This is a genomic window from Microbispora cellulosiformans, assembly GCF_008728085.1.
In the GTDB taxonomy this organism is placed as follows: Bacteria; Actinomycetota; Actinomycetes; order Streptosporangiales; family Streptosporangiaceae; genus Microbispora; species Microbispora amethystogenes.
In genome coordinates, this window is sequence record NZ_VYTZ01000004.1 from 616,844 (window position 1) to 632,106 (window position 15,263).

The window sequence follows — 15,263 nt, forward strand, 5'->3', positions numbered from 1 at the left end:
GCTGGTCAGGCCCGGCCCAGGGCGCGGACGGCGAAGTCGATGGACGCCGCCATCTGCCGGACCCTCTCCTCGACCGCCGGCGTGCCGTCGGGCCCCGCCGCGTACCGGTAGAGGGTCGCCTCGCGGCCGTGGTCGGCGAGGGCCCGCACGTAGCGCTCCATCTGCTCCATCGGGCAGTGCGGATCGTCGTCCCCCGCGATGATCAGCAGCGGCGCCTCGACCATGTCGGCGTACGTGATCGGGGAGGAGGCGGCGTACCGGTCGGGCACCTCGGCCGGAGAGCCGCCGAGCAGCGCCCGGTGCGCCGCGCGCAGGCACTCGGCCTCCTGCTCGTACATCGCCGCGTGGTCGGGGATGGGCATGGTCGCGATCCCCGCCGCCCACGCCTTCGGCTGGGTGCCGAGCGCGAGCAGGGTCAGGTAGCCGCCCCACGAGGCCCCGGCGAGCACGAGACGGTCGGGGTCGGCGATGCCGTGTTCCACGGCCCAGTCGCGCACCGCCGCCACGTCGGCGAGCTCGATGTGGCCGACGTCTCCGCGCAGCGCGTCGCGCCAGGCCGAGCCGTACCCGGCCGAGCCGCGGTGGTTCACCCGGATCACCGCGAAGCCGCTGTCCACCCACGCCGCCACCTGCGGCTGGAAGGAGTCGTCGTCCTGCCCGCCCGGGACGCCGTCGAACGCGGCCGGCTGGCTGTGCAACAGGAACACCGCAGGGTACGGCGCGGCGGCCCGTTCCGGCCGGGAGACGAGGGCGTGGATGCGGCCGGCCGGGCCCTCCACGTCGATGTCCTCCAGCGGCACGGACGGCGGTGGCGTACGGCCGGGGCTGAAGACGACGTGGCCGTTGCTCGACCTGATCACCGGAGGGTGGGCCGCGCTCGACCAGGCGTACTCGACGGTGCCGTCGGGCCGCGGCGCCGCCGCCTCGATCACCCCGTGCGGGCTGTCGATGGGGGTGAGACCGCCCCCGGCGAGGTCGTAGCGCAACAGTTCGGTGCGGCCCCGGTGGTTGTGGACGATCAGCAGGGCGCGGCCGTCGTCGTACCAGTCGGCGGAGATCTCCCCGCGCCCACGCAACCAGATCTCCCGTTGCTCGCCGGTCACCGTGTCCCACACGAGCGGCTCGCGGCGGCCCCGGCGCTCGTGCAGGACCAGCAGCCGCCGGTCGCCGGGCACGGGGGCGAAGCGGACTCCGATCACCCCCTTGCCGGGCCCGTCGTCCAGCTCGGCGGCCACCGATCCGTTCGCCTTCAGCACCCGTACGGCCGGGTGCAGCAGGTCGCCGTACTCGCTGTGGTTGACGGCGACGACCGCCCCGTCGAGGGACATGTCCGCGACCACGGCGTACTCGTCGTGGTGGTAGAGCCGCACCGGCTCGTCTTCCGGCCTGGCCAGCAGGATCTCGAAACCGTCCCGGGAGGAACGGCCGACCGCCGCGGTGCCGTCGGAGGCGAGCGCGAGCCCGCCCGGATGACCGGGCGGCATGGACAGGGGCACGTCGGGGCCGCCGTCGAACGGCTGCCGCGACCAGACGCCCTGCCCGTCGCCGCCGGAGTCGCCGAACCACCAGACCCAGCGGCCGGTCGGGTCGATCGCGCCGTGCCGGGTGCCGTTGGGGCGGTCGGTGACCTGGCGGGTGCGCCCGCTCGACCGGTCCCAGGCGTAGATCTCCCAGGCGCCGGAGGCGTTGCCGCGGTAGACGGCACGATGCGGCGCCTGCCGCGCCCACGTGGGCAGGGTCACGCGCGGTGCCCGGAACCTGGCCTGCCAGCGTTCCTCGGCCTTCATGCCGCCCTCCCCTGCGCACCTACGGGGTCGCGTTCAGTATGTCCTGTGAGGCGCGACAATGACCGCTAAATGGGTGATGTCGGGCGACGATTCCGCCCACAGAGGAAAGGTCAGGTGCGGGCCGTCCAGCGGGAGACGCGGAACGAGGCGGCCACCTCGACCGGATCGGGCAGGTCGCCGATTCGCGCGGCCAGTTCCTCCGGCCGCGTGTGCCAGGCGCTCGGGCCCATGCCGACCACCGCTCCGGCCTCCTCGTGGCCGAGAGAGAGTGTGAACTCCTCCATCTCCTCGCCCTCCCGGGTGAACACGCCGCCGAGGCTCTCCTCCAGGCGGCGCTCCTTGTCCTCGTCCACCGACAGCAGGCCGAGCCGTTCCACGAGCGGGCGCAGGTGGCCGGGGCCGGGCGTCACGACGACCAGCGTCCCGCCCGGCCGCAGGACCCGGGCGAACTCCGGCGCGTTGCGCGGCGCGAAGACGTTCAGCAGCACGTCGACGCGGGCGTCGCCGACCGGCAGGGGCCGCCACACGTCCGCGACGACCGCGCCGACACGGGGATGGGCCCGGGCGGCCCGCCGCAGCGCGTGCTTGGACACGTCGAGCGCGATCCCCACCGCGCCGTCGCCGAGCGCCGCCGCCAGGTAGTGGCCGGTGCCCGCGCCCGCGTCGGCGACCACCTCCGCGCCCGCGCACAGCCGGGTGAGGCGGCGGGCCAGCGGAGAGTAGTGGCCCGCGTCGAGGAAGCGCGCCCGCGCCGCGACCATGCCGGGCGTGTCGGCCGTGCCGGCGGGCCGGGTGAGCATGTTCACGTATCCCTGGCGCGCGACGTCGAAGGAATGGCCGCTCCCGCACCGCACCGATCCCCCTTCCAGGTGGATCTTCGCGGTGCAGAGCGGGCAGACGAGCAGGTCGATGACGTCGGCGAGCACACCTCCATCATCCCGGCCGCCCGGGCGTCGTCGCACCCGCCGTATCGTGGTCCGATGCCGTACGAGCCGAGAGTCGTGGCCGGTGTCGAGATCACTCCCCTGTGCGACGCCGTGGGCCCGATGGGTCCCCCCATCCGCAAACCGCTGCCGGAGATGTTCCCCGGCTCGTCGTTCGGCCCCGACGAGGAGTGGGTGCTCCACTTCCACTGCTACCTGCTGCGGGCCGGGGGCCGTACGGTCCTGGTGGACACCGGCATCGGCGGCGCGGACTCACCCGCGACCTGGGCGCCCCTGCCCGGACGGCTCGGCGCCGAACTGGCCGCCGCCGGGGTCGCCCCGGCGGACGTCGACGTCGTGGTGGTGACCCACCTGCACAGCGACCACGCCGGCGGGTGCGTCGTGGACGGCGCCCCGGCCTACCCGAACGCCCGCTACGTGCTCCAGCGGGCGGAGGTCGAGTGGGCGTCCGGCCCGGTGCGCGAGCGGATCGTCGAGCCGCTGGGGGAGAGTCTGGACGTGATCGACGGCGACGCCGAGGCCGTTCCCGGCGTCCGGGTGCTGCACGCTCCCGGGCACACGCCCGGCCACCAGTGCGTGGCGGTCGGAGACGTGCTGATCAGCGGCGACCTCCTGCACCACCCGGCGCAGCTCGCCGATCTCTCGATCCGCTACGTGTACGACGAGGATCCCGATCTCGCCGTACGGACGCGCCGGGACCTCCTCGCCCGCGCCGCCGTCCTCGCCCCCGCCCACTTCCCTCAGCCCTTCATCACCCTCCGTAATTAATTGACCACGTAGCGCCATCTTCTTACTAGGCTCTTGGCCATGGCTGCACAACGTACGTACGCTCTGGTCGTGGGTGCCAAGGAGGAGCGCATCAACCTGCGCGTGGACGGGGAGACCAAGCGGCTGCTGGAGAGCGCGAGCGAGGTCGCGGGGGACACCGTTTCCTCTTTCGTGCTCGGCGCCGCGACCACGGCCGCTCGCGAACTGCTGGCGGACCGCACGGGTTTCCGCCTCGACGAGGAGCAGTGGCGGGCCTTCGACACGGCTCTGTCCCGGGAGCCCCGTGACGTGCCGGGGCTGGCCGAGCTCATGCGAACCCCGACGCTGCTGGACGAGAACCCGTGAAGCTGTCGCAGGTGTCGTCCATCGCACGCGACGACGACCTCGACGGCTTCGACTGCGGCTCTCCCGCTCAGAGCGAGTGGCTGACACGGCATGCGCCGCAGGCGCACGCGAGTGGAGGGTGCCGTGTGTACGTCGTTCGCGACGCCGGGTCCCACAGAGTGATGGGTTACTACGCGCTCGCGGCCGGGAGCGTCGGTTCGGCGGCGGCCCCCGCACGGCTGCTCAAGGGGGCAGGTCGTCGCGATCAGCCCGTCGTCATCCTGGCGCGGTTGGGTGTGGACAGGGCCGCACAGGGGGTCGGACTGGGACGAGCGCTGGTGGTGGACGCCTTCCGCAGGGTGGCGCGGGTGGCCGACCAGATCGGTGTCCGAGCCATGCTCATCCACTGCGAGAGCGAGACGGCCCGGGCCTTCTACCTGCGGCTCGCCGCGTTCGAGCGGAGCCCGAGCGATCCGCTGCACCTCCTGCTGCTCATGAAGGACCTGCGGCGGGCGTTCCCGGGCGGTTAGGCGGGGGCTGGGGTGGGGGTGAGGGGAGTGGAGGCGCGGCGGCGGGCGCGGGTGCGGTAGCGCATGACCTGGACGGCGCCGAGCAGCCAGATGGGGTACTGCACGGCGAAGGCCCAGCGGTAGCCGCCCTGGAGGTCCATCGTGACGCCGATGAGCGCGATCAGAGACATCGAGGCCGCGAAGCCGCCGCCGTTGACGATCCCGGTGGCGACGCCGATGCGTTCGGCGGGGTTGAAGGTCCTGGCGTAGTCGAAGCCGATGACCGAGCCGGGCCCGTTCGTGGCGAGGGCCATCATGAGGAGCCCGAGGGTCCAGACGGGGGCGCGGCCGGGCCACAGCAGGACGAGCGTCCACGCGCCGGCCGTGGCACCGATGATCGTCAGCACCATCCACGAGCGGCGCAGCGGGAAGCGGCCGGCGAGGTGGCCGAGCAGCGGCCCGCAGGCCATGGCGAGCAGGGTCAGCGCGGTCAGCAGCGTCCCGGCCGTCCGGGGGGACAGGCCCTGGCCCTGCACCAGGTACGGATATCCCCACAGGAGGGTGAACGCCGCAGCCGACGACGAGGTGGCGGCGTGGGTCCACATGCCGAGGCGGGTGCCCGGCTCGGCCCAGGCGGCGCGCACTCCCGACGCCGCCGGAGCGCGTTCGGGCCGCCGGTCGCGCAGCCCGGCCGCGACGGCGACCAGGGCCACCCCGCCAAGGCCCGCCGCCCACAGGAAGGTCGGCGTCCAGCCGTACGCGTGCAGCGAGGTGATCAGCGGTACGGCCGACACGACCGCGCCGAACTGGCCGAGGATGCCGGTGAGCTGCACGATCAGCGGGTTGCGGCGGGGCGGGAACCAGACGTTGACCACCCGGATCACGCTGATGAACGTCATGGCGTCGCCGCAGCCGACCAGCACCCGCCCGGCGGCGGCCGTGGTGAGATCGGCCGAGACGGCGAACAGAAGCTGGCCGAGGGCCATCACCGCGGCGCCGGCGAGCAGCATCCGCCGGGAGCCCAGGCGGTCGACCAGCACTCCGACGGGGATCTGCATGGCCGCGTAGACGAGCAGTTGCAGCATCGCGAGGGTGGACAGCGCCGCCGACCCGACCCCGAACCTCGCCGCCGCGTCGATGCCGGTCACGCCGAGCGACTGGCGGTGGAAGACCGCGATCATGTACGCGAGCACACCGGCGGCCCAATAGATCAGTGGTGTTCGACTGTTCTCGCCCGTATGCACCACGTAGACGAATTTTACCGTTGTGGCCTTCTTGCCCCTTGTGTGGCCGGGTGTGACCCCGGACACGCCGACGCCGGGACGGCTGGGACCGTCCCGGCGCGGGCGTCGCGTGGGTCAGACGAGGGCGGGGACCCGCTCCTCGGGAGTTTCCGGGGCCTCCTCGGCCGCGTCGTCCCCGTGCGAGAGTCGCGGGAGCCAGCCGAGCCAGCGCGGCAGATACCAGTTCCAGTCGCCGAGCAGCTTCATCGTGGCCGGCAGCAGCACCGCCCGGACGATCGTCGCGTCGATCAGTACCGCCACCGCGAGGCCGATGCCCATCTGCATGAACGTCAGCAGCGACAGCGTGGCGAACGTCGAGAACACCGCCACCATGATGAGCGCGGCGCTCGTCACGACGGCCGCCGTGCTCCTGATCCCGAACGCCACGGCGTCCTCGGTGCTCATGCCCTTGTCGTACGCCTCCCTGATCCGGCTGAGGATGAACACGTGGTAGTCCATCGACAGCCCGAAGAGGATCACGAACAGGAACAGCGGCAGCCAGTTGGTGATCGCCCCGGTCGAGTGGAAGCCCAGCAGGCTCTCGCCGTACCCCTTCTGGAAGACCAGCACGAGCACGCCGTACGCCGCGGCGACGGACAGCAGGTTGAGCGCGATGGCCTTGACCGCCACGACCAGCGAGCGGAACGACACCAGCAGCAGCACGAAGGCCAGCAGCAGCACGAACGCGAACACCAGCGGGATCCTGCGGCCGAGTTGCTCGTTGAAGTCCATCGAGCCCGCGGTGTTGCCGGTGACGTGCGCGCCGGGGAGGGCGGCCGGCACGACCTCGTCGCGCAGCGTGCGGATCGCGTGCTCGGACACCTCGTCCGCGCCGGTGCCCTTGATGCCGATACTGATCTTCGCCACGGTCTTCGCGGGGTTGACCGCGACGGCGAACGGCTCGTTGGCCTCGCCGGTGGCGAGGGCCCGCCGCTTGAAGTCCTCGATCTTCGCGGTGAACGCGGGCGTCGTCACGTCGGCGGCCTCGACCACGACGACCGCGGGCTCGTTGCCGCCGGGGAACGCCTTGTCGATCCGCTTGAACGTCTCGGCGATCTGGTAGTCGCCCTGCAGGTCGTCGATGGTCTGCGTCCCGGTCTTCAGCTGGAAGGCGGGGATCGCGAGGCCCACGAGCAGGCCGCCGGCGAGGAGCACCGAGACGAGCGGGTGGCGCAGCACCGGCCGCATGACCGCCCCCCAGACCCGGCTCTCGCCGCCGCGCACGCCGAGGATCCGGCGCCAGGTCACCCGGCCGCCGGTGACGACCCGTACGACGCCGTGGACCAGCCGGGCGTCGATCCTGTCGCCGATCAGCGAGAGCAGGGCGGGCAGGACCGTCAGCGAGCCGACGACGGCCGTGAGCACCACGAGGATCGTGCCCTCGGCGAAGCCCATGAAGACGCCGTTGCCGGTGAGGAACATGCCCGCCATGGCGACGATGACGGTGATGCCGGAGATCAGCACGGCGCGTCCCGAGGTGGCCGCCGCGATCTCGATGGCCCGCTTCTTGCTCCGGCCCCGCGCCCTTTCTTCCCTTTCTCTCATTATGTAGAAGAGGCTGTAATCGACCCCGACGGCGAGGCCGATGAGCAGCATGACGTTGCTCGTGGCGGAGTCGACGTGCAGGAGGTGGCTGGTGAAGGCCAGCAGGCCCGTCGCGGCGAAGATCGCGGTCATCGCGAGCGCGACCGGCACGATCGCCGCCAGCAGCGCGCCGAACGCGGCGAGCAGGATCCCGATCGTGATGGGCAGCGAAAGCTGCTCGGCACGGACGAAGTCCTTGTCGATCGCCTCACCGATCAGCTTGTCCGCGCTGGCCGATCCGGCCTCCTCCACGCGCAGGTCCGGATGCGCCCCCTGCACCCGGGCCACCGCGTCGAGCACCGGCTGGATCCGCTCCTCCGCCGTGCCGCCGTCGCCCTTCATGTCGAACTGCACCAGCGTCGTCCGCCGGTCCTGCGTCACCGGCGAGGGCTCCTTGTCGTACGGCGTGCGCACGTGCTCGACCTGGCCGGTGGCCTCGACGGCCTTCCTGACGTCCTCGACCGCCCGGCGGAAGGCCGGGTCGGCGATGGTCAGCGTCCCCGTACGCGACTGGACCAGCACGATCTCGCCGGCCACGTTCTTGAACCCCGCGCCGTCGAGGATCTGCTCCGCCTGGCGGGAGTCGCCGTTCGCGGATTCGTAGCCGCGCATCTCCACCGTGCCGGCGGCGTTGCCCGCGACCGTCGCCAGGGCGACGAACGCGATCCAGATGAGCAGCGCCGCCCAGCGGTGGCGCGCGCTCCAGCCACCGATGGCGGCGGCGATGTTCCTGCGGCCTCTCATGACCTCCCCTTTTCACGGACCTCTTCACGTCTGTCTCGACGGTAGAAGTCGATCAAGGGGGGTACATCGGGCGCGCAGACCAGATCGCGCGTACTGCCCGGGGCGTACGTTCCTCCTCCCCACGATCTAGGGGACGTCCCCGACTAGGCTCAGGGACATGCGATCGGAACTGCGGTGATACCGGCGGAGGCCTTCTACGCGGGCCTGTTCAAGGTGGCCGCCGCGGCGGCCGGGTTCGTCACCGATCCCTCGGGCCGGGTCCTGCTCGTCAAGCCGGGCTACCGCGACCACTGGGGCTGGCCGGGCGGGCACGTCGACGAGGGCGAGTCGCCCGAGGAGGCCTGCCGCCGGGAGCTGGCCGAGGAGCTGAGCCTGGTCCGGCCGGTGGGCCGCCTGCTCGTCGTCCACTGGGTGCCGCCGCTCGACGACCGGCCGGTTCCGCTGGTCCACTTCCTGTTCGACTGTGGGGTCGTGGAGGACGGCGCCGGCATGGTGCTCCAGGAGGAGGAACTGGAGGACTACGGATTCTTCACCGCCGAGCAGGCCGCCCCGCTCCTCCCGGCGTACCTGCTGGCCCGGCTGACCGCCGCGGAGCGGGCGCGGGAGCACGGCACGACCGAGTACCTCTGCGGCTCCGTCCTCGAATAGTTCTCCTCCGCGTGGAAATGGGGTGGGCGAACGGAACGACGAGCGCGAGTGACGGAAGCGGGACGGTGTGGCATGGGTGATCCGGAGCTCAAGAAGGAGCTTGAGGAGCTGGACGCGCAGATCGAGCGCATGCGCAAGGAGAGCGCGCAGATGCGCGAGGAGATCGGGCAGAGCTGGGACGCGCCGACCGACATGGCGGAGCGGGCCACCCTGCTGACCAACGTCGAACAGCAGGAGGCGCTGATCGACGACCTGCAGGTCAGGCGCGAGCAGATCCTGCGGCGGATGGGCTCCGCCTGAGTGACGGCCGCGCCCACCTCCCCGGCCTGACGGGGAAAGTACGCTGGTAGAGGCCACTGGCGTACGGACGACGGGGGCGGCATGGGCGTCATGACCGCTGGGGGACCGGGAGGCGCGAGCTTCGTCGGGCGCGGGCCCGAGCTGGCCGAGATCGGCCGCCTGCTGGCGACCGCCCGCGTGGTCAACGTGGTGGGCGTGGGCGGCGTCGGCAAGACCCGCCTCGCCCTGCGGGCGGCCGAGGAGGCCGGCGGGAGCTTCCCCGGCGGCGTCCGGGTGGCCGAGCTCGCCGCCCTGGAGGATCCCGCGCTGCTGGCGTACGCCGTGGGCGATGCCCTGCCGGTCGCGGGCCACTCGGCCAGGCCGCCGCTGCAGGCGGTGATCGACGGGCTGCGCGGCGGGCCGGCCCTGGTCGTGCTCGACAACTGCGAGCGCCTTCTCCCCGGGTGCGCGCCGTTCGTGGACACGCTGGTCCGCGCGCTTCCCGAGCTGCGGGTCCTGGCCACCGGCAGGCGGCCGCTCGGCCTTCCGGGCGAGCGGGTCGTCGAACTCGCCCCGCTCCCGGAGCCGGACGCGGTGCGGCTGTTCGCGGATCGCGCCGCCGCCGTCGCGCCGGGGTTCGAGACGGCCGGGGCTGAGACGGCCGAGATCTGCCGCCGCCTCGGCGGGCTGCCCCTGGCGATCGAGATGACCGCCGTACGGCTGCGCGACCTGCCGGCGCGGCAGGTGCTGCGGGGGCTGGACGACCGGCTCCGGCACGGGCGCGTGCCGCAGGCGCTGTTCGAGTGGAGCCACGATCTGTGCACACCCGGGGAACGGCTGCTGTGGCGGCGGGTCTCCGTCTTCAGCGGCGGCGTGGACCTCGAGGCGGCCGGGCACGTGTGCGCCGGGGACGGCATCGCCCGGGAGGATGTGCCCGCGCTGGTCGCCGGTCTGGCCGGCGCGTCGGTCCTGCGCCCCCGTGAACACGACGGGCGTGAGCACGACGGCGTGGTCCGCTACCACCTCCAGGACACGGTCCGGGCGTTCGGCCGTGCGCTGCTGGCGGCGTCCGGGGAGGAGGCGGCGTTGCGCCGGCGGCACCGCGACTACTACCGCCGGATCACCTCGCGGGCCTGGGCGGAGCCGTCCGGCGCCGCGCAGCGGTCCTGGACGGAGCGTCTCCGGCGCGAGCACGCCGACCTGCGTACGGCGCTGGACTGGTCGCTGCGCGAGCCGGGAGGGGCCGAGACGGCCCTGACGATGATCGCGGAGCTGCTGTACCACTGGAGCGGTCACCACCTGCCGGAGGGGGCGGGCTGGTTCGACCGGGGCCTGGCCGCCCAGACGGATCCGGGTGAGGCGCGCGCCCACGGCCTGTGGGCGGGAGCCTGGATCGCCCTGCTCGCCGGGGACCGCACCACCGCGGCCGCGCGGCTGGAGGAGGCCGGGGCGATCGCCGGACGGCTCGGGCTGCGCGGGATCCGCGGCCACGTCGCGTTCCTCACCGGCATGACCGCCGTCCGCGGGGGTGACCTGCGCGCCGGCATGCGGTGGTACGAGGAGGCCGTACGGGCCCACCGCGCCGTCGGCGACCCCGTCGGCCTCGCGCTCGCCCTCAGCCGGCTCGCCCTGGCGAACGCGTCCCTCGGCCGCGCCGCGGCCCGCGACCTCGCCGAGGAGTGCGTGGCCCTGTGCGACCTGTACGGCGAGGGCCGGCACCGGGCGTACGCGCTGCTCGCGCTGTCGATCTCCGCCTGGCGCCGGGGCGACATGCGGGCGGCCGTGGAGCACGGCGACGAGAGCCTGCGGCACAGCGCCCTGCTGGACGACCGGCTCGGCCTGGGCGTGAACCTGGAGGCCCACGCCTGGTTCGCGGCGGGGGCCCGCGACCACGAGCGGGCGGCCCGGCTGCTGGGCGCGGCCGATGCCGTCTGGGTGGCTGCCGGGTCGCGCATGGGGGAGTTCGGCTACCTGAGCCGCTTCCGCGACGCGTGCGTGGCGGCCACCCGTACGGGGCTCGGCGAGACCGCCTTCCGGGGCGCGCTCGCCTGGGGTGCGGCCATGCCGCCGGGCGAGGCGGTCGCGTACGCCCTGACGAACAGGCCGCCCGCCGCCCAGGCGCCCGGGAAGATCGGGCCGCTGACCCGCAGGGAGACCGAGATCGCGCGGCTTGTGGCGGAAGGCCTGAGCAACAAGGACATCGCGGGCAGGCTGGTCATCTCGCAGCGCACCGCCGAGGGCCACATCGAGCACATCCTCGACAAGCTGGGGTTCAGTTCACGGGTGCAGGTCGCTGCCTGGGTCAACGGGAGGACGGCCGTCTGAGGACGGGTTCGGAGGGGTGCGAATCCCGTGCGGCCGGTTCGTCGCGACCGCCAACACCCGGAGATGTGCCGACAAGGAATCAGCAAGGCTCGCCTGCCGCGCGGGTGTTCCCCCGGTTCGCGACATACCGTTCCGGACAACACCGCCTTTCACGGAATTCGCGGCCGAACTGCCCTTAGCTCACCTTATCGGGATGGGAAATGCTCAAGAACGGCGTGCTGCTCGCTGTCGCGGCAGTGACGATGATATGCGGGCCGACACTCGGCGTTCCGGCAGCGGTAAGCGCCTCGACCACCCAGGATTATCCGCCCACCCCGCCGCCGCTGCCACCGGAGTTCGGGCGGGCCGAAGCGCTTCTCCGATTGGCGATCGAGCTCGACGCCGCGGCGACGGACGTCAGACGCCGGGTCGACCGGCTCTGCTTCCGGCTCTTCGGCGTCGAGGCCTGCATCGTGAACTTCGGCGCCACCATCCCCTTCCGGACCACCGGCGCCACGGGGACCTCCCGAGCGGCTTCGTCTCCCCGGGTGAGCAGCGCGGAGGCCAGGGAGATCGCGGCAGAGGCGGCGAGGCTCGCCGCCGAGGCGGACGCGATCGCGGCCAAGGCCGCCAAGGTCGCTGCGGAGGCCCGGGATCTCGCCCGCACGTTCGCCGGCATCTCTCCGCCCACGGCGAGGACGGCTTCCAGGGCGGCCCGGGTGGCCACTCACGCTGTCGAAACCGCCAGGGGCGCGGCGAAACTGGCCCGCATCATCGAGCGCGCCGCATTGGCCGCGATATCGAAGGCATGTGGGGACGGATGTGACGAGCAGGGCACCGAAGTGCGGCCCGTCCTGATTCCCCTGAGTGGCTCCGGCAAGCCGCGCGCGGACGACGACAATGGGGACTGCACCGGGGGGCAGTGCGGAAACGCGCCCTTCGGCACCGACTTCATCGGTTGGCCCCAAGGTGCTTTCGCGAACAATCCCGCGGCTCATTCGGCGAACAACTTCTCCGATCTCCCGGACGGATTTTCTGTGAATCCCGGCACCGGCGACAGAGGTGAGCAGGAGCCTCCGATCGCTGGGCGGCCCGTGGAGGCCGGCGGGGAGCAGGCCGGGGCGCCGGCGGGTGAACACGGCGCGCCGGGTCACGAGGATCACGGCTGTTCTGGCGAGGACTGCGCCTCGGAGGAGGGGGACACCGAGGACGGGGACGCAGAGGACGGGGACGCCCCGGAGGCCGCTGACGCTCCGGAAGCGCCGGCCGGGGCTAAGAGCGGGGCTCAGGGTGGGGGCGGCCTGCCGTTCACGGGCGCGCCGATGGCGGCCCTGGCCGCCGTGGGGGCCGGTCTGCTGGCGCTGGCCGCCGGGCTCCTGGCCGCGGCGCGCCGTCGCCGATCCCGCCCCGGCAGGCGATAACCCGCACCCCCCGCCTCGACGTGGCGGCCCTTGGGCAGGTCATGTCGAGGCGGCCCGCGTCCTCCCGCCTCGACGTGGCAGCCCCGCTCGGGCGAGTCCCGTCGAGGCCGTGACTCGCACCCCCGCCTCGGCGTGGCGAGCCCGGCTGGGCAGGTCATGTCGAGGCGGGGGACGGTTACTAGAGTTGCGTCATGAGTCCCAGGATCGCGACCGCCGAGACCGTCTCCCGTGAACAACTGCTCGACTTCGTCCGTGACCGCCACAAGGCCATCCTGATCACGACGAGAAGCGGCGGCGGGCCGCAGGCGTCCCCGGTGTCCTGCGGCGTCGACCCCGAGGGGCGCATCGTCGTCTCGACGTATCCCGAGCGGGCCAAGACCCGCAACGCCCGCCGCGACCCCCGCGTCAGCGTGGTCGTGCTGTCGGACGACTTCGACGGGCCGTGGGTGCAGGTGGACGGCGCCGCCGAGGTGCTCGACCTGCCCGACGCCCTTGAGCCGCTGGTCGAGTACTACCGCTCGATCTCGGGCGAGCACCCCGACTGGGAGGAGTATCGCGCGGCGATGGTCCGGCAGGGCAAGTCGCTGCTGCGGATCACCCCGATCTCCTGGGGTCCGGTGGCCACCGGCGGCTTCCCGCCGCGCCTGGCCTGACCGGCCCCGCCGCGCGGTATTCCCCAGGGCTGATGCCGTAGCAGCGGACGAACCAGCGGGTGAGATGGCTCTGGTCGGCGAACCCGGCGACCGCCGCCACCTCGCCGAGCGGGCGGCCCTCCGCGATCAGCCGCCGGGCCGTACGCAGCCGGAGCAGGCGCTGGTAGTCGCTGGGCGGCATGCCGTACACGGATCTGAAGGCCCGATAGACGGCGAACCGGCTCCGCCCGGTCAGCGCCGCGAGATCGTCCGCGGTGACCTCGGCGGTGGCCTCGGCCGCCCCGGAGCCGGGCGAGTGCGTGTCGTGGAGATGCCGCCGCACCCGCTCGGCGATGTCCCGTGCGTCCGCCCGCGTCACGTCCTGCGGCCGTACGGGACGGACGGCGGCGCGCCGGACCACCGACATGATCGCGGTGCTCAGCAGGTCGTAACGCCGGAGGTCGTCCACGTCGCCGAGCAGGGCTCCGCTCAGGGCGCGCAGCCGGGTCGCGAGCGCCGCGTCGCGGACGACAGGCCGGGCGAACAGCGGCAGGCCGGTCTCCCTTCCGGTCGCGTCGTCCAGCACGGAGGCGACCAGTTCCGGCCCGACGTGGACGATCCGGTAGGTGAAGCCGAGCAGGTCGGCGGCGTGGCCGTCGTGCGGGTCGTCGGGGTTGAACGCCATGAGCATGCCCGAGACGCTCGTGTGCGCGGCGCCCCGGCAGGTGAAGGACTGCGCGCCATCCTCGGTCATGCCGAAGGAGTAGGACTCGTGGCTGTGCCGGTGGTACACGTGCCGGGTGAAGTGCGCGTGCATCGTCTCCAGCGGCAGGCCGGGGGAGCGCCGGTAGCGGGACCAGTCCTGTGCCACACCGTTCATTGTGGCCTCGCCCGCGGCGCACGAGCGTACAAGACCCGGTGTCGCGGTCCCGGCCAGCCTGGACCCATGCGTTTCACCACCAAGATCGGCATCGTCGTGTGCGGGGACCTGGCCGACTGGCAGAAGCTCAACGTGACGGCGTTCCTGGCGAGCGCGGTCGCCGGGGGAGTCCCCGAGGTGATCGGCGAGCCGTACGAGGACGGCTCGGGCACCTCCTACCTGCCCATGTTCCGCCAGCCCGTCCTCGTCTACGCGGCGGACGCGGCGGAGCTGGCCCGGGTGCGCGAGCGCGCCGTCGAACGGGGGCTCGACGTCGCCGTCTACATCGAGGAGATGTTCAAGACCGGCAACGACGCGGACAACCGCGCCGCCGTACGGGCCGTGACGCCCGGGGAGATGTCACTCGTCGGCCTGGCCGTGTACGGCCCCAGGAACGCCGTCGACAAGACGCTCAAGGGGCTCGCCCTGCACGCCTAAGCGCGCGGGGGGAGCCCGAACAGGGGCAGGCAGGGGTCGAGGCCGTGGATCTCGAACCCTGCCCGGGCCGTCCAGTCCTCGCGGGCCAGCCGCACCCGTTGCTGCTGAGCCGCCCCGTCCCGGCGCCGGTGCACTTCAATGCCGTCGTCGCGGTAGCCGAGCTTGCGCGACACGGCGAGCGATCGGGGGTTGTCGACGAAGGCCGACGACGTCGCGTGGCGCGCCCCGAGCCCGGCGAACGCGAGGTGCAGGACGGCGGCGCGCATCTCGGTGCCGATGCCCTTGTCCTGGAAGCGCAGGCCCAGCCAGGAACCGGTGGAGATCTCCCGGGTGTACGCGAAGTCGCGGCCCGCCATCTCCTGCGTGCCGACGATCCGGCCCTCCCAGGCGACGACGAAGCTGCAACTCCAGTCGTCGGGCGACCAGGCGCCCCACTGCCGGAAGTGAATCTGGACGGTCGAGCGGGCGCGCTCGTCCGGCGGGGCGTCCGTCCACGGCACGCCGAACGGCATCCCCCCGGGCTCGTGGACGCCTTCCGCCGCGCGGTCGGCGAGCGCGTCGAGGTCGTCCAGGGTCGGCAGCCGGAGTTCCAGCCGGGGAGTCGTCACCCTGAGCGCGAAGAGCGGCCAGTGTCGCATGCGCCGATCCTGACAAGACCGTGCGCCTCGCCGCACCCCGA

The 15,263-nt window shown here is 72.9% G+C and carries 15 protein-coding genes; 9 read left to right on the top strand and 6 right to left on the bottom strand.

The window, feature by feature from the left end; genetic code table 11:
• Positions 1 to 5: 5 nt before the first annotated feature.
• Together F5972_RS14080 and F5972_RS14085 are read right to left on the bottom strand one after the other, a co-directional pair.
• Positions 6 to 1,787, bottom strand: coding sequence for a S9 family peptidase (locus F5972_RS14080; protein WP_150933877.1), 1,782 nt, complete (start codon positions 1,785 to 1,787; stop codon positions 6 to 8).
• Between the two features lie 110 nt (positions 1,788 to 1,897).
• The gene (locus F5972_RS14085; protein WP_150933878.1) at positions 1,898 to 2,713 is read right to left on the bottom strand and encodes a putative RNA methyltransferase; all 816 of its coding nucleotides are present in this window, start codon (positions 2,711 to 2,713) and stop codon (positions 1,898 to 1,900) included.
• 54 nt (positions 2,714 to 2,767) lie between these two features.
• Here F5972_RS14085 and F5972_RS14090 point away from each other — a divergent pair, with 54 nt between their 5' ends.
• The 3 genes from F5972_RS14090 to F5972_RS14100 are packed head-to-tail and all read left to right on the top strand — an operon-like array spanning position 2,768 to position 4,353.
• Entirely contained in the window at positions 2,768 to 3,499 is a 732-nt protein-coding gene (locus F5972_RS14090) for an MBL fold metallo-hydrolase (RefSeq protein ID WP_150933879.1), read from the top strand.
• 39 nt (positions 3,500 to 3,538) lie between these two features.
• Complete coding sequence (locus F5972_RS14095) at positions 3,539 to 3,844, top strand: type II toxin-antitoxin system TacA family antitoxin (protein ID WP_150933880.1); 306 nt, start codon at positions 3,539 to 3,541, stop codon at positions 3,842 to 3,844.
• Positions 3,841 to 4,353: a GNAT family N-acetyltransferase gene (locus tag F5972_RS14100; RefSeq protein ID WP_150933881.1), complete on the top strand. Its 513-nt coding sequence runs from the start codon at positions 3,841 to 3,843 to the stop codon at positions 4,351 to 4,353. Before F5972_RS14095 ends, F5972_RS14100 begins: the two co-directional genes overlap by 4 nt.
• Here the strand turns inward: F5972_RS14100 and F5972_RS14105 are convergent.
• The gene (locus tag F5972_RS14105) at positions 4,350 to 5,579 is read right to left on the bottom strand and encodes an MFS transporter (RefSeq protein WP_225311460.1); all 1,230 of its coding nucleotides are present in this window, start codon (positions 5,577 to 5,579) and stop codon (positions 4,350 to 4,352) included. The genes F5972_RS14100 and F5972_RS14105 overlap by 4 nt on opposite strands.
• A gap of 111 nt (positions 5,580 to 5,690) precedes the next feature.
• On the bottom strand, positions 5,691 to 7,943 hold the full coding sequence (locus F5972_RS14110; protein ID WP_150933882.1) for an MMPL family transporter: 2,253 nt from the start codon (positions 7,941 to 7,943) through the stop codon (positions 5,691 to 5,693).
• Between the two features lie 174 nt (positions 7,944 to 8,117).
• On the opposite strand from F5972_RS14110, the gene F5972_RS14115 reads away from it, so the two are divergent.
• The 5 genes from F5972_RS14115 (at position 8,118) to F5972_RS14135 (ending at position 13,248) form a co-directional block, all read left to right on the top strand.
• Positions 8,118 to 8,591 carry an NUDIX domain-containing protein gene (locus tag F5972_RS14115; protein ID WP_225311461.1) on the top strand — a complete coding sequence of 158 codons (474 nt, stop codon included), beginning with the start codon at positions 8,118 to 8,120 and terminating at the stop codon, positions 8,589 to 8,591.
• Positions 8,592 to 8,663: 72 nt separating this feature from the next.
• Complete coding sequence (locus tag F5972_RS14120; RefSeq protein WP_150933884.1) at positions 8,664 to 8,891, top strand: hypothetical protein; 228 nt, start codon at positions 8,664 to 8,666, stop codon at positions 8,889 to 8,891.
• 90 nt (positions 8,892 to 8,981) lie between these two features.
• Positions 8,982 to 11,195, top strand: a complete 2,214-nt coding sequence (locus F5972_RS38825; protein WP_150933885.1) for an ATP-binding protein — start codon at positions 8,982 to 8,984, stop codon at positions 11,193 to 11,195.
• Between the two features lie 200 nt (positions 11,196 to 11,395).
• Positions 11,396 to 12,595: a hypothetical protein gene (locus F5972_RS14130; RefSeq protein ID WP_150933886.1), complete on the top strand. Its 1,200-nt coding sequence runs from the start codon at positions 11,396 to 11,398 to the stop codon at positions 12,593 to 12,595.
• Between the two features lie 191 nt (positions 12,596 to 12,786).
• Entirely contained in the window at positions 12,787 to 13,248 is a 462-nt protein-coding gene (locus F5972_RS14135; RefSeq protein ID WP_150933887.1) for a PPOX class F420-dependent oxidoreductase, read from the top strand.
• On the opposite strand, the gene F5972_RS14140 is transcribed toward F5972_RS14135, so the two are convergent.
• Positions 13,190 to 14,107, bottom strand: coding sequence for an AraC family transcriptional regulator (locus tag F5972_RS14140; RefSeq protein WP_150933888.1), 918 nt, complete (start codon positions 14,105 to 14,107; stop codon positions 13,190 to 13,192). The two genes, F5972_RS14135 and F5972_RS14140, sit on opposite strands and share 59 nt — an antisense overlap.
• A 66-nt stretch (positions 14,108 to 14,173) precedes the next feature.
• On the opposite strand from F5972_RS14140, the gene F5972_RS14145 reads away from it, so the two are divergent.
• Positions 14,174 to 14,584 (top strand): DUF2000 domain-containing protein, encoded by a 411-nt coding sequence (locus F5972_RS14145; protein ID WP_150933889.1) that lies wholly within the window; start codon positions 14,174 to 14,176, stop codon positions 14,582 to 14,584.
• On the opposite strand, the gene F5972_RS14150 is transcribed toward F5972_RS14145, so the two are convergent.
• Positions 14,581 to 15,222 (bottom strand): GNAT family N-acetyltransferase, encoded by a 642-nt coding sequence (locus F5972_RS14150; RefSeq protein ID WP_150933890.1) that lies wholly within the window; start codon positions 15,220 to 15,222, stop codon positions 14,581 to 14,583. The two genes, F5972_RS14145 and F5972_RS14150, sit on opposite strands and share 4 nt — an antisense overlap.
• Between the last annotated feature and the right edge of the window lie 41 nt (positions 15,223 to 15,263).

Coding starts and splice junctions, on each gene's coding strand:
- F5972_RS14145 (WP_150933889.1), top strand. CDS start 14,174: ATGCGTTTCACCACCAAGATCGGCATCGTCGTGTGCGGGGACCTGGCC.
- F5972_RS14120 (WP_150933884.1), top strand. CDS start 8,664: ATGGGTGATCCGGAGCTCAAGAAGGAGCTTGAGGAGCTGGACGCGCAG.
- F5972_RS14110 (WP_150933882.1), bottom strand. CDS start 7,943: ATGAGAGGCCGCAGGAACATCGCCGCCGCCATCGGTGGCTGGAGCGCG.
- F5972_RS14130 (WP_150933886.1), top strand. CDS start 11,396: ATGCTCAAGAACGGCGTGCTGCTCGCTGTCGCGGCAGTGACGATGATA.
- F5972_RS14150 (WP_150933890.1), bottom strand. CDS start 15,222: ATGCGACACTGGCCGCTCTTCGCGCTCAGGGTGACGACTCCCCGGCTG.
- F5972_RS14080 (WP_150933877.1), bottom strand. CDS start 1,787: ATGAAGGCCGAGGAACGCTGGCAGGCCAGGTTCCGGGCACCGCGCGTG.
- F5972_RS14140 (WP_150933888.1), bottom strand. CDS start 14,107: ATGAACGGTGTGGCACAGGACTGGTCCCGCTACCGGCGCTCCCCCGGC.
- F5972_RS14090 (WP_150933879.1), top strand. CDS start 2,768: ATGCCGTACGAGCCGAGAGTCGTGGCCGGTGTCGAGATCACTCCCCTG.
- F5972_RS14135 (WP_150933887.1), top strand. CDS start 12,787: ATGAGTCCCAGGATCGCGACCGCCGAGACCGTCTCCCGTGAACAACTG.
- F5972_RS38825 (WP_150933885.1), top strand. CDS start 8,982: ATGACCGCTGGGGGACCGGGAGGCGCGAGCTTCGTCGGGCGCGGGCCC.
- F5972_RS14095 (WP_150933880.1), top strand. CDS start 3,539: ATGGCTGCACAACGTACGTACGCTCTGGTCGTGGGTGCCAAGGAGGAG.